This is a genomic window from Collinsella aerofaciens (assembly GCF_040915545.1).
Taxonomy (GTDB): Bacteria; Actinomycetota; Coriobacteriia; order Coriobacteriales; family Coriobacteriaceae; genus Collinsella; species Collinsella aerofaciens_BE.
In genome coordinates this window covers 1-12,731 of the sequence record NZ_JBCPDH010000018.1, presented here as the reverse complement: position 1 = coordinate 12,731, position 12,731 = coordinate 1, and the positions used below count along the sequence as shown (strand labels likewise).

Here is a 12,731-nt window from a genome sequence, read left to right as displayed (position 1 = left end):
GGGCCGGAAGAGCCGGCGGCACATTACGGCTCCAAAAGCCCTGTCATAAAGATGGGTAGATACAGCACGTCACCATCGCGGTGAAGATTACATTCCGCAAGTACCAGGGCGCGATCGATTCCGTAGCCCTTCGTTGCCAGTGCGTTATCGAGCGCCGCGTGGGACTTAAAGCTCTTGCCCGATTTGACCTCGATAGCAAGCACTTCCCCATCGAGCGTCTCCTCAACAAAATCGAGCTCGCCGACCTTTTTAGACGTAAAGTAGCGCAATCTGAATCCGTGGGCCTTGAGCTCTTGCGCGACAAAGCCCTCGAATGCCGCCCCCATATTCATGCCAAAGGGGCCTTCTGCCTCTCCATCAAAAACTCCTTGGGCAACCTTCTTGGAATATGAGGACATGAGCATTCCGGTGTCCAAGTAAAACAGCTTAAACAGATTTCGCTGCTCCCCCATTAAAAGAGGCGCTACCGGAGCTGTCACGTTATACACGGGAAGCGCAACACCCGCCTCCGAAAGCCAAAGAAAATGGTCTGTCACCTGCGAAAAACGCTTAACACCGCTAATCGACGACAGCTTGAATCGCTTGTTTTTTGAACCGGCCTCGCTGGGAATCAAATCATAGATATCGCGAATAACCAAGCGTAGCTCGGGCGGAGCGTACTTTGCGATGTCATCGCGATACAGGGCGTGAAGATCGCGGTGGATGTTTCGAACCTCGTCGACATTGCGCGTCGCCAAGAAGGAATTGACCGCGTCGGGCATGCCTCCCACCACCACATACTGATGGAACAGATCGAGCAAGCGGTCATACAGGTAGCCGGGGAGCTCCTCCTCATCCTTTAGACAGCCCCTGAGCATGTCAAACACGCTGGCACCAACGCCATTTGCCCAGCAAAACTCTTCAAAGTCGAGCGGGTACATCTGGACCTGCTCGACATACCCCACCGGCAGGGAATCGATGCCCTCGAGCTCAACGCCAAGGAGCGATCCGGTAAGGATGTATCGAAAGTCGCCGCGCTGGACCAGGTATTTGATAAACGTCACCACGTTGGGGCATCGCTGCACCTCGTCGATAACCACGACGGTCTTGTTCGCAACCATCGGCTGCGTCGCAGCGATAGACATGCGCATAAGCAGGTCATCCGCACTTTTCGCCGCCAAAAACGAATCACGCACGGACGCGTCGGCGATAAGGTCGAACGTCACGACATTTTCGAACGATTCGTTTGCAAAGACGTTGACCAGATATGACTTTCCTACCTGTCGGGCGCCCTTGACCAAAAGAGCCTTGTTAGGCGACGAGGCAAGCCAAGATTCAAACTGTGCTTTCGCTTTTCTCTGCAGCATAAGTGCATCCCTTATTACGTGCTGTTTTAGCACTAGGATACACTTTTCCGCGGTTGTTAGGTGCTCATTTCGACACTTTTTCGAAGTTCTAAAGTGTGCATTACGACACTTTTCCGTACTTTTACACGGGATATTTCGACACTTTTTCGAATTTAAGCCTAACAGCAGCCGGCGAAATCAAGCGCCGCTTGCACGTCATTTCGCAGGCGGCGCTTGATTTCTGTCCGTACACGTTGATAGACTTTCTCTTGCCCGCAAGGAGCGGGCGCGTTTTATCCAGAGTCGGGGTAGAGAGTTGGCTCCACGATCCCGACGCCAACCGGCCAAGAGGCACGGTGGCCCTGCCAACATCGATGAAAGGAGTCCGTATGGACAATTTCTCCGTGCGCAGTGAGCGCAACTTCCACAACCTGGCAACCAAGCCAAAACGAATGCATCTTCTGGACGAGCCGAGCGGCTATGCCTCGGCCATGGTCAAGAGCAGCCTCTCCCACCAGATGCGCTTTACGGTGCAGGTGCTCGAGGAAGAGCTCTGTGCTGCTGGCGGCCCGCACGTACTACAGATTAAGCTGCCCAGAAACGACTCGCGTGAGCCGTCCAGCTGGAAACTCTTCGCCGACGGCGTGTGCGTTGCGGACGGATCCGGCACCTTTGTTATGGATGCTATCGACCAGGGCATGATACAAGCCTGTAAGACATGGGGAGATCACGACGTATTTGCCGACATCGCAGAGGCAATCGTTCTAAGCAAAGCTGCATTTGATATCAAGGAGCGCGCTTGTCAGACGCTTTCATAAATCGCATGGACAGTTGGTCGGTTCCACGCCCAGCACCTGATCGAGGGCATGGTCGCCGCCGGGGTAGACCCGATGCTGGAAGATCTTCTCAGCGCTCCCGCGTAGATTAATCGAGCGCTCTATCGACAAAGATGCATCTACCATAACGGCATGGGGCGTGCTCGCCTTGTACCGACCCCAACCAATCCCGTCGGCGCGACTGCAGTCTCAAACAACCACCGGCACCATCCATCCGCACACGAGAGGCGATGGGCACAGGCGAACCCCTCAACCTCGCTATTCGTAAACTTCATCAGTGTTTCCACATCCCCATCAAAAGAATCCGAAAGACATCCCCCGCTAAGAAAACGCTTCTGAACATCTCGCTTTGCAGGCAAAGCCGCACCGGAGTGATGCAGAGGCCTGCGCAGGGTTTCACGGGTCCCCTTGACGCTGCCTAGCGGAAGTGCCACCCGGCATCCCTTCCATAACGCACGGGTAAACAAAGGGAAATAGCGCCACCCACCGCGCAAGGAAGGACGCCACCATGGATCTCACGAAAACGGCTAGAGAAATTACCCGCCTCATGCTCCCCTACCTGACCACGCAGCAGAACCGCCAGCTCAAAAAGGTTTTATCGCACTGCCTTTTCGATGAAAACCAGTTAGCTGAGAACAGCGGCGACAGTGACAACAAATCATTCCTCGATCTTTTTCTGTCCGAGAAACGCCTCGAAGGTTGCTCGGATAGGACTGTCGCCTACTACGAAGCAACCATTAATAAACTGCTTGAATCGTTCGACACGCCAGCCTGCGACCTGGGAACCGAAGAGATTAGGTCCTATCTTTCCGACTATCAGCAAAAAGCCGGCGTCAGTCGCGTCACCGTCGACAATGTCCGAAGAATCATCTCAAGCTTCTACTCATGGCTCGAAGATGAAGACCATATCATCAAGAGTCCGGTTAGACGCATTAAAAGGGTCAAGGCCCCACAACCCATTAAGGAAACGTATAGCGATGAAGTCGTTGAGATTCTTTGTGATAACTGCGGGTCGCCCCGAAACCTTGCCCTGATCGACCTGTTGCGCTCCACGGGCATGCGTGTGGGCGAACTTGTCTCGTTGGACAGGAGCTCTGTCGACACCATCAATCGTGAGTGCATCGTACACGGCAAGGGAAATAAGGACCGCATCGTCTATTTTGACGCAAAGACTAAAGTCCATATCGAGAATTACCTGTCAACCCGAATGGACAGCTCGGAAGCACTCTTCGTGTCGAGCAAGGCGCCACACGAGAGGCTACAAATTGGCGGCGTCGAGGCGCTGCTTAGAAAACTGGGGCGCGAGCTTGATTTAGGAAGGGTCCACCCTCATAAGTTCAGAAGAACGCTTGCCACAAAGGCAATCGACAAAGGAATGCCCATCGAACAAGTCCAGGTGCTCCTTGGCCATAAAAAAATAGACACCACATTAAGGTACGCAATGGTCGACCAGCGCAATGTCAAAGCATCCCACCGCAGGTACCTAACTTAAATTTCGATTTGTCGATCGAAGTGGCGAAGTCAGCGAATTCTCTCTGGAGGGAAAACGGAGGCACAGGAATCTCAATTGATCGAATTTTCCTGGTACTTAAGGTGTGTAAACCTGAGGTATTGACCGCTTTAGCCATGATTTGTCTCCTTCCTTCGGAGGACGACAAGAAAGTTTGAACATAAAGCGGGAGGGCCTCGTCTCTTAGGCGAACTCGGATTAGGTGATTCTGATGGACGCAAGGATCAATTTGACCATTCCAAATTGCCGATCTTCCTATTTGTGTATCGCTGCCATTACCCTCAACAATTAACAAGTCGCCGGATATTAGCCTAACGGCTTCATACTCCTGTTCCGTCAGTCCAATGGTCTTCACTTCCGTTAGGTCAAGTTCATTGGGGAGAATATTGGCGACACGAAGGTATGGAAGCTGCAACTTCATGGCTTCTCGTTTTTTGTTCTTTGTAATCCCGCCCTGAATATCAGCTATGTCTTCAAGATGTTTTATCGGAATGCCAGGCTTATCGAACATCTCGACAAATTGTGATTTACAGACGCAGGATGTCTGAATGGGCGGCGATGCTCAGCTCATTTATCTCGGCAAATATGACGGTATAATCACAAGGGCTGTAATTTGTATTTTTGAGCTCATAGGTACCTGAATGACTGAAGAACCGATAAGTAAATCCGAGCTGGGAAACCACTTACTCGGAGCCTGCGATATCCTGCGTGGCCCCATCAACCAGGACGAGTACAAGAGCTACATCACACCGTTGCTCTTCTTCAAGCGCATCTCCGACGTCTACGACGAGGAGACCACCGAAGCTCTAGAGATGTCGGACGGAGACGAAGACTACGCCGCCCTGCCCGAAAACCACAGCTTCGCGGTGCCGGACGGCTGCCATTGGCAGGACGTGCGCAACACCGGCGCAAACGTCGGCAAGGCAATCGTAGACGCCATGGTAGGAATCGAACGAGCCAACCCCGATACCCTCAGCGGCCTCTTCAGTAGCTTCGACGATGCGAGCTGGACAGACAAAGGCAAGCTCTCCGACGAGCGCCTGAAGGACCTCGTCGAGCACTTCTCAGCAAAGAAGTTCGGCAACAGAAACTACAGCGCCGACATGATGGGCGACGCCTACGAATACCTGATCAAGAAGTTCGCCGACATGCAGAAGAAGAACGCCGGCGAGTTCTACACCCCGCGCGAAATCGTCAAGATGATGGTCTCCCTGCTTGAGCCGAAACCTGGCGAGACCGTCTATGACCCCGCCTGCGGCACGGGCGGTATGCTCATCGAAGCCGTGCGGCAGATGGACAACTCCAAGCTAGCTTACGGAAAGCTCTATGGCCAAGAGAAGAACCTCAGCACGTCCGCCATAGCGCGAATGAACCTGTATCTCCACGGCGCGAAGGACTTCCGCATCGCCCAGGGCGACACCCTGCGCGAGCCCGCCTTCCTTGCCGGGAACACCCTCAGGTCGTTCGACTGCGTCCTCGCCAATCCACCCTTCTCCCTTAAGAACTGGGGATCCGCAGAGTTCTCCTCAGACCCATGGGGCCGCAACATCTGGGGTGTCCCCACCGACAAGTCGGCGGACTTCGCATGGGTGCAGCATATGGTCTGCTCCATGGACGAGAAGAGCGGTCGCTGCGCCGTAGTGCTGCCCCAGGGCGCACTGTTCCACGGCGGCAAGGAGGGTGCCATCCGCAAGGAGTTGCTCAAGTCAGACAAGGTCGAGGCAGTGATCTCGCTCGCGAGCGGCGTCTTCTACAGCACCGGCGTCTCCGCCTGCGTGCTGTTCCTCCGGAATGACAAGCCTCCGGCGCATCGGGGCCGCGTCTGCATCATCGACGGTACCGAGATCTTCACCGCCCAGCGCGCGCAGAACATGATCACGGAGGAGAACGCTCAGGAGATGCTCTCCCTCTATCAATCCTACGAACCCGTCGTAGAGAAGTGCGCCATCGCGACGCTCGATGATATAGAGCGCGAGGGTTACGTGCTCTCGGCGAACAATTACGTCGAAAGAAGGCGCGAGGAGATCGAGCCGCCGGCGGAAACCAGGAAACGTTTCTACGACCTCCTTCGCCAGACGAGGAAGTCCGAGGAGAAGCTCCTTGAGCTGCTCTCAAAGGGAGGCTATGTCGATGGAGAGTAGAATCCCCCAGGAAGAGCTGAACAACCATCTATGGAACGCGGCGGTTCTGCTGCGCACCTACATCGATGCCGGCTCGTACAAGCAGTACATATTCCCGCTGCTATTCTTCAAGCGCCTCTCAGATGTTTACGACGAGGAGACCGCCGAGGCATTGGAAGCCTCTGACGGAGATGCGGAGTTCGCCGCCCTTCCCGAGAATCACAGCTTCGCAATCCCGGACGGCGCCCACTGGTGCGATGTCCGCGAGGCCACGGAAAACATCGGTAAGGCCATCGTGGGCGCCTTCCGCGCCATCGAGACGGCCAACGGTTCCAAGCTGCGTGGTATCTTCGGCGACGCCGCCTGGACTAACAAGAAACGACTTCCCGACCGCCTGCTCAAGGACCTCATCGAGCACTTCAGCGCTATAACGCTCTCCATCGCCAATTGCCCCGAGGACGAGCTCGGCCAGGGCTACGAGTACCTCATCAAGAAGTTTGCGGACGATTCTGGACACACCGCTCAAGAGTTCTACACCAATCGCACGGTCGTCCACCTAATGACCGAAATCCTCCAGCCCAGGCCCGGCGAGTCCATCTACGACCCCACCTGCGGCAGCGCCGGCATGCTCATCTCCTCCATTGCCCACCTCAAACAGCACGGAGAGGAATGGCGCAATGTTCACGCCTACGGACAGGAGATCAACCAGCTATCCTCCGCCATCGGACGCATGAACCTATTCCTGCACGGCGTCGAGGACTTCGAAATCGCAAACGACGACACGCTACGGCACCCAGCCTTCCTCGAGGCGGGAAAGCTGCGCACCTTCGATATGGTACTCGCTAACCCTCCCTACTCGATCAAACAATGGGACCGCGAGGCGTTCGCGTCGGACCCCTACGGCCGCAACTTCCTCGGCACCCCGCCGCAGGGACGAGCAGACTACGCCTTCATACAGCACATCCTCAAGAGTATGGACCCACACACAGGCAGGTGCTCCATTCTCCTCCCCCATGGCGTACTCTTCCGCAACGAGGAATCGGAGATGCGCGAAAGGCTCGTGAGAAGCGATCTCGTTGAGGCGGTCATCGGACTCGGCGCAAACCTCTTCTTCAACTCGCCCATGGAGGCCTGCATCCTCATCTGCCGCAGCGAGAAAGCGCCGAATCGAAGCAAGAAAATACTGTTCGTAGATGCCTCTGCCGAGGTAACCCGCAAGAACGCGCAAAGCTACCTTGAGCCTCAACACATCAAGAGAATCGTCGATGCCTACCGATCTGACGAGGACATCGAAGGGTTCTCATCCCACGCATCGTTTAGTGAGCTCGAGGGCAACGCCTTCTCGCTCTCCATCCCTCTGTACGTGAAGCCCTCCAATGATGAAAATGCTGACGACAGAAGCATCGAGGAGACGGTAGAAAGCTGGAGAGCCGCCTCCACAGAGGCCGCGTCCCTGCTCGATATTATTGCTGCGAAATTGCATGAAAACGATGGTGAGTAACATGACCCACGTTTGCCTGGGCGATGTGGCCCGCGAAATCAAACAGAAGGTCCCTGTAGACCAAGAACTGCCGACGGTCGGCCTTGAGCATCTGGACCCCGGCGAAGTCGAACTCGCCCATTGGGACGAAGGTGTCGAGACCACCTTCACTAAGGCTTTCTCAAAGGGGCAGGTGCTGTTCGGGCGTCGCAGGGCCTACCTGCGCAAAGCGGCCGTCGCCCCATTCGACGGAATCTGCTCTGGAGACATCACCGTCATCGCCCCCAAGGACAACCTCTCTCCGAGGCTGCTCCCGTTCATCATCCAGAACGACGCCCTATTCGAGCACGCCGTCACCAATTCGGCAGGCTCCCTCTCGCCAAGAGTCAAGTGGCAGAGCCTTTCGCAATTTGAATTCGAGCTTCCCAGCATCGCTAAGCAAGAAGATCTTGCCGACATACTCTGGACCGCACAAGAAACGAGGTCTCACTACAGGCAGCTGCTCACAGCCTGCGATGACGTCGTCAAATCACAATTTGTCGAAATGTTTGGGGATGAGAAATGGGGTTTCAAGCCCCTATCGGAGTGCGTTGATTCCATTGATACCGGTAAAAGTATGAATTGCGGAGAAGGCCCACGAGGAGTTGGTGGTTTTGGGGTCCTTAAGCTGAGCGCGCTATCTTCAGGTACTTTTGTCGCCTCCGAAAACAAAGTGATTTCTAAAGACAACTTCATGTCTATAAAAGAGGTCGAAAAGGGTGACCTCTTGTTTGCACGCAAAAATACGCCTGAGCTAGTTGGCACAACCGTTTATGTTCCAAACGAAGTGAGGGGCCTTATGTTTCCCGATCTCGTCTTTCGTATGAAACCGAAGGATGTCAACGCGCTGTATTTACTTGCGTACATGAGAAGTGACCGTGGCCTCGATTTAATTCAAGGCATGGCCCACGGATCGGCAAAATCCATGGTCAACATCCCTAAAACTCAGCTGGCAAGGCTGCCGGTTCCGGTTCCTCCGCTCGAGCTCCAACAGGAGTTCGCCGACTTCGTCGCCCAGGTCGACAAATCGAAATTTGCCGTACAAAAGGCCCTCGATGAGCTAAACGCCACGACGAAGAAAATCTTGAACCAGGAGTTAGGGCTCGGAAATGTTTAACGAGGACAACACCATCGAGCAAATGAGCGTCGAGGCGCTTGCCAGCCTTGGCTGGAGATACGTGGCTGCCGAAGACCTCCCACGCCGCCATGCCGACGTCATGGTCGAGCCCATGGTCAAGGACGCCCTCATCAGGCTTAACCCGGAGATTGCAGAAGACCCCGATCGCGCCGACGAGATCATCTACCGACTCAGGGCCCTCATTCAGTCCACAAGTCCGCAGAACCTGGTCTCCACCAACGAGCGGTTCAAAAAGCTCGTCATCGAGGAGAACTCATTCCCCTACGGCAAAGACGGCCGCATGGTCCCCATCCGCTTCTTTGGCACGGCGGCGGACGGCGATCTTGACAAAAACGAGTACATCGTCACCAACCAGTGGGTCTACCCCCAGGAACAGGGCGGCAAGCGCCTCGACCTCGTCCTTCTTGTCAATGGATTTCCGCTCGTCATCGGCGAGCTCAAGACGCCGGTGCGCGATTCGATAACCTGGCTCGACGGCGCTGGCGACATCGCTAAATATGAGAAGAGCATCCCGCAGATGTTCGTCTGTAGCGCCATCAACTTCGCCAGCGAAGGAAAATGCTATCGCTACGGGTCGGTGAACATGCCTCCCGAGATGTGGGGACCCTGGCATGAGGGCGACAAGAAGAGCGAGGGCACACTTGCCGACGTCAAGAGAAGCATGGCATCCATGCTCACCCCCTCGAACGTCATGGACATCTTCCAGTTCTTCACGCTCTTCGCCACCGACAAGAAGCATCGACGCATCAAGCTGATCTGTCGCTACCAACAGTTCGAGGGCGCGAACCTCATCGTGGACCGCGTCCGCGCAGGATACCCGAAGTGTGGCCTCATTTGGCATTTCCAGGGCTCAGGAAAGTCACTGCTCATGGTATTCGCCGCCCAGAAGCTGCGCATGGTCCCCGAACTCAAGAACCCGACCGTCGTCATCGTGGATGACCGAATCGACCTCGAGACCCAGATCACAGGGACCTTCAACGCATCCGATATCCCCAACCTCGCAAGCGCCGGCAGCAAGGAGGAGCTTGAGTCCTTCTTCAAGCAGGACATGAGAAAGGTCCTCATCACCACCATCTTCAAATTCGGCGAGGTTGCGGGGACGCTCAACGAGCGCGAGAACATCATCCTCATGGTCGACGAGGCGCACCGCACCCAAGAGGGCGACCTCGGCGAGAAGATGCGACTCGCCTTGCCAAACGCCTTCTTCTTCGGCTTGACCGGCACGCCCATCAACCGAACCGACAAGAACACGTTCCACACCTTCGGTGCCAAAGAGGACAAGTCCGGCTACATGAGCCGCTATTCCTTCGCCGACTCCATCCGCGACCACGCCACATTGCCGCTCCATTTTGAAACCGTTCCCGTCGAGCTCCACGTCAACCAAGAGGTCGTGAACGCCGCCTTTGACGAAATGACCCGAGACCTCAGCAAAGAGGACAAGGCGGAACTCACCAGGCGCGTCAAGATCGAAGCCGTCATGAAGGCCCCCGACCGCATTCACAAGGTGTGTGAACACATTGCCAAACACTTCAAATCGAAGGTTGAGCCCGACGGCTTCAAGGCGCAGGTAGTCTGCTACGACCGAGAGTGCTGCCTGCTGTATAAGGAGGAGCTCGACAAGCTCTTGGGCGCTGATGCAGTCACCATCGTCATGGACACGAACAACGACAAGGAGGACCGGTACAAGGCATATCGTCGCGATCGCGATGCCGAAGAAAAGCTCCTTGACCGTTTCCGCGACCCGGACGATCCACTCAAGATTCTCATCGTCACTGCAAAGCTGCTCACGGGGTTCGATGCGCCCATCCTGCAAACTCAGTACCTTGACAAGCCCTTGCGCGACCACACGCTGTTGCAGGCAATCTGTCGAACCAACCGCGTCTACAACGACAAGAAGACATTCGGTCTCATTGTCGACTATATCGGCCTCTTCGACAACGTCGCCAAGTCTCTGCACTTCGACGAGGCCGAGGTGCAGAAGGTTATAACCAACATCGACGAGGTAAAGGCCGAGCTACCCGGGCTTATGCATTGCTGTCTTGAGTACTTCTCAACGGTCAGAGACCGCCGCAGCGCGGATTGGGAGTCCCTTCTCGAAGCTCAACAATGCCTGCCAACGACAAAGGTGAAAGACCAGTTTGGGGCCGACTTCTCGGTCTTGAACAGAGCGTGGGAAGCCCTTTCGCCCGACGCATGTCTCAATCCCTACAAGCCCGATTTCATCTGGCTCTCGCAGGTCTACGATTCCGTGAGACCGGTAGACAATCGCGGGAAGCTCATCTGGGCAGCGCTCGGGCCCAAGACAATCGAGCTCGTGCACGAGAACATCACCGTCGAGAGAGTCCGAGACGATGACGACATCCTTGAGCTCGACGAGGACATGATCGAGCACTTCATCAACGACAAGAGCAATACCGAGAAGATCACGCGTAAGCTGGAGATAGATCTCGTCGCCCGAATCCGCAGGCACGATAAGAATGGCAAGTTCCAGAAGCTCGGCGAGCGCCTGGAGGACCTGAGGGAACGTCACGAGCAAGGTCTCATCAACAGCGTCGAGTTCCTCAAGATGCTCATCGACCTCGCCAAAGAAGCACGAGCCGCCGAAAAGGAAGTCGTGCCCGAGGAAGAGGAGGACAAGGGAAAGGCTGCTCTCACTGAGCTCTTTAACGGCATCAAGAACGGCGACACGCCTATCATCGTCGAGAACATCGTCAATGACATTGACGAGATCGTTAAGATAACTCGCTTCGACGGCTGGCAAGCTACCACGGCTGGCGTGAAAGAGGTTAAAAAACAGCTCCGTGCCATTCTGTGGATGCGCTATAAGCTCAAAGACCAGGCTCTTTTTGATAAGGCGTATTCGTATATCGAACTCTACTATTAGGTAACAGAAGACAGAGTTCTAGGGACGCTCCGCATTAACCATTTCATAGGATGTGGAGCGTCCCAATTTGAACGAGTAACGTCTTGCGATGGGCGAATGCTGCAGTCCCAATGGCTCGATAACCTTTTCTTAGTCTGGTGTTTAAGTCTTCACTAGAAGCCATCCACACTTTGTAGTTAATTGGTTCCTTCTTCACAGGCGAAACGACAATATTGTCTGCCCCGCCTACCTCCCCTCCGCCTTCAGCCTCAGCAGCAGGTCTCTCAGCTCGGGGCACTTGCTGGAAAGGCGCGTCTGGGGTCGCTCGCCCATCCCCCAACGCTGGCGGACTTCCTGGGCGTGCGGACTCACGCGGTAGTCCCCATCCATCATCTGCTTGAGCAGCTTGGCGGTCACGCGCGCATCGGCTAGGGCGCTGTGGGCGTGGCCCGTCGACTCGTCGAACTCGATACCAAACCACGTCGCCGCGTCACTCAAAGAGACGCACCCGTGGCTGCCCACGTCCATGATCGAGGTGTAAAACGCCTGCAGGTCGGCCCAGTCCGTAGGAAATGCGGCAAGGTCGATGTGTTTTGCCTGGCACTCGGTCAAAAGCTGTCGACGATCCGCCCCGCTCCAACGACCACCTGGGCGGAGTAGCGACCGATCCAATCGCTGAGCCTTTTGATCACCGCATAGAGCGGGTCGGCCATCGCGGTGTCCACGGCCGATATCCCCGTGAGCTCGCGGACGGGAAACGCAACGCCTTCGGTAAATTCTGTCTGCACAAACTGCGAGAACTCGCCTATAACGTTGCCGCGGTTATCGAGCTTGACGGCGTCGACCTCGATAATCTCATTGCGCAGTCCACGGCGCTGGCGCTGCTTTGGCACCGGCGCAAACTCAAAGTCCAGCACAATCTGGCGCGCAAAGTTCGTCGTATCGATAGCCGAGATACGCGGCGTCTTTTCAGCTGACACGGTTATGGCCTTTCTCCGTCAAATGCCGCTTACTACATAGGCGGCTACATTGCCGTAAGGACAGGCGCCCGTGCGGACATGAAATCGCACAGCATGGCTTTCCGGCATCCTTGCGTAAAGCCACACTTTGAGAGAATCACGTCACTGTTATTATCGAACATATATTCGTATTTATAGCAGTACTTTGATAGAGTTGCAGTTGTTGACGGCAGTTCCATGTGCCGGGCAACGCCCTCCATCTGATGGGAGGTGATGCCCATGACCGATCTGACTGATTTCGTGAAGCTCCTGACCGCTTTGGTCTCGCTCCTCACGGCGCTTATCGGACTTACCGAGGCACTCGAGCAGCGTACGAAGCAGAAAAAGACGATATGAGAAAGCCATTTGGGTCGCCTCCCCCGCGGCGCAGCTTCTTTCCGCGGGCTCGGGATGCCACAATG

The 12,731-nt window shown here is 55.4% G+C and carries 10 protein-coding genes and 1 riboswitch; of the genes, 6 read left to right on the top strand and 4 right to left on the bottom strand.

Annotated features, from left to right (window positions below):
- Nucleotides 1–23: 23 nt before the first annotated feature.
- On the bottom strand, nucleotides 24–1,346 hold the full coding sequence (locus AB5202_RS06735) for an ATP-binding protein (RefSeq protein ID WP_195232246.1): 1,323 nt from the start codon (nucleotides 1,344–1,346) through the stop codon (nucleotides 24–26).
- A 269-nt stretch (nucleotides 1,347–1,615) separates the two neighbouring features.
- A riboswitch (SAM riboswitch) is annotated at nucleotides 1,616–1,706 on the top strand.
- 8 nt (nucleotides 1,707–1,714) lie between these two features.
- On the opposite strand from AB5202_RS06735, the gene AB5202_RS06730 reads away from it, so the two are divergent.
- A complete protein-coding gene (locus tag AB5202_RS06730; RefSeq protein ID WP_368135030.1) occupies nucleotides 1,715–2,143 on the top strand; it encodes a hypothetical protein in 429 nt (142 codons plus the stop codon).
- A gap of 526 nt (nucleotides 2,144–2,669) precedes the next feature.
- Entirely contained in the window at nucleotides 2,670–3,653 is a 984-nt protein-coding gene (xerA, locus tag AB5202_RS06725) for a site-specific tyrosine recombinase/integron integrase (protein ID WP_368144019.1), read from the top strand.
- On the opposite strand, the gene AB5202_RS06720 is transcribed toward xerA, so the two are convergent.
- On the bottom strand, nucleotides 3,622–4,182 hold the full coding sequence (locus AB5202_RS06720) for a restriction endonuclease subunit S (RefSeq protein ID WP_368144021.1): 561 nt from the start codon (nucleotides 4,180–4,182) through the stop codon (nucleotides 3,622–3,624). The two genes, xerA and AB5202_RS06720, sit on opposite strands and share 32 nt — an antisense overlap.
- Nucleotides 4,183–4,312: 130 nt before the next feature.
- Between AB5202_RS06720 and AB5202_RS06715 the strand changes: the two genes are divergently transcribed.
- The 4 genes from AB5202_RS06715 to AB5202_RS06700 are packed head-to-tail and all read left to right on the top strand — an operon-like array spanning nucleotide 4,313 to nucleotide 11,332.
- The gene (locus AB5202_RS06715; protein ID WP_195232264.1) at nucleotides 4,313–5,812 is read left to right on the top strand and encodes a type I restriction-modification system subunit M; all 1,500 of its coding nucleotides are present in this window, start codon (nucleotides 4,313–4,315) and stop codon (nucleotides 5,810–5,812) included.
- Nucleotides 5,802–7,292: a type I restriction-modification system subunit M gene (locus tag AB5202_RS06710; protein WP_195232266.1), complete on the top strand. Its 1,491-nt coding sequence runs from the start codon at nucleotides 5,802–5,804 to the stop codon at nucleotides 7,290–7,292. Before AB5202_RS06715 ends, AB5202_RS06710 begins: the two co-directional genes overlap by 11 nt.
- A gap of 1 nt (nucleotide 7,293) precedes the next feature.
- On the top strand, nucleotides 7,294–8,427 hold the full coding sequence (locus AB5202_RS06705; protein WP_271748016.1) for a restriction endonuclease subunit S: 1,134 nt from the start codon (nucleotides 7,294–7,296) through the stop codon (nucleotides 8,425–8,427).
- Complete coding sequence (locus AB5202_RS06700) at nucleotides 8,420–11,332, top strand: type I restriction endonuclease subunit R (RefSeq protein ID WP_368135032.1); 2,913 nt, start codon at nucleotides 8,420–8,422, stop codon at nucleotides 11,330–11,332. Before AB5202_RS06705 ends, AB5202_RS06700 begins: the two co-directional genes overlap by 8 nt.
- A 225-nt stretch (nucleotides 11,333–11,557) precedes the next feature.
- On the opposite strand, the gene AB5202_RS06695 is transcribed toward AB5202_RS06700, so the two are convergent.
- Both AB5202_RS06695 and AB5202_RS06690 read right to left on the bottom strand, forming a co-directional pair.
- Nucleotides 11,558–11,923: a 3'-5' exonuclease family protein gene (locus tag AB5202_RS06695; protein ID WP_195232275.1), complete on the bottom strand. Its 366-nt coding sequence runs from the start codon at nucleotides 11,921–11,923 to the stop codon at nucleotides 11,558–11,560.
- Nucleotides 11,920–12,291, bottom strand: a complete 372-nt coding sequence (locus AB5202_RS06690) for an exonuclease domain-containing protein (RefSeq protein ID WP_368144023.1) — start codon at nucleotides 12,289–12,291, stop codon at nucleotides 11,920–11,922. Before AB5202_RS06690 ends, AB5202_RS06695 begins: the two co-directional genes overlap by 4 nt.
- Nucleotides 12,292–12,731 lie beyond the last annotated feature (440 nt).

Excerpts from the sequence above, each read along its gene's own strand:
- AB5202_RS06735 (WP_195232246.1), bottom strand. The coding sequence starts at position 1,346 with ATGCTGCAGAGAAAAGCGAAAGCACAGTTTGAATCTTGGCTTGCCTCG.
- AB5202_RS06730 (WP_368135030.1), top strand. The coding sequence starts at position 1,715 with ATGGACAATTTCTCCGTGCGCAGTGAGCGCAACTTCCACAACCTGGCA.
- xerA (WP_368144019.1), top strand. The coding sequence starts at position 2,670 with ATGGATCTCACGAAAACGGCTAGAGAAATTACCCGCCTCATGCTCCCC.
- AB5202_RS06720 (WP_368144021.1), bottom strand. The coding sequence starts at position 4,182 with ATGTTCGATAAGCCTGGCATTCCGATAAAACATCTTGAAGACATAGCT.
- AB5202_RS06715 (WP_195232264.1), top strand. The coding sequence starts at position 4,313 with ATGACTGAAGAACCGATAAGTAAATCCGAGCTGGGAAACCACTTACTC.
- AB5202_RS06710 (WP_195232266.1), top strand. The coding sequence starts at position 5,802 with ATGGAGAGTAGAATCCCCCAGGAAGAGCTGAACAACCATCTATGGAAC.
- AB5202_RS06705 (WP_271748016.1), top strand. The coding sequence starts at position 7,294 with ATGACCCACGTTTGCCTGGGCGATGTGGCCCGCGAAATCAAACAGAAG.
- AB5202_RS06700 (WP_368135032.1), top strand. The coding sequence starts at position 8,420 with ATGTTTAACGAGGACAACACCATCGAGCAAATGAGCGTCGAGGCGCTT.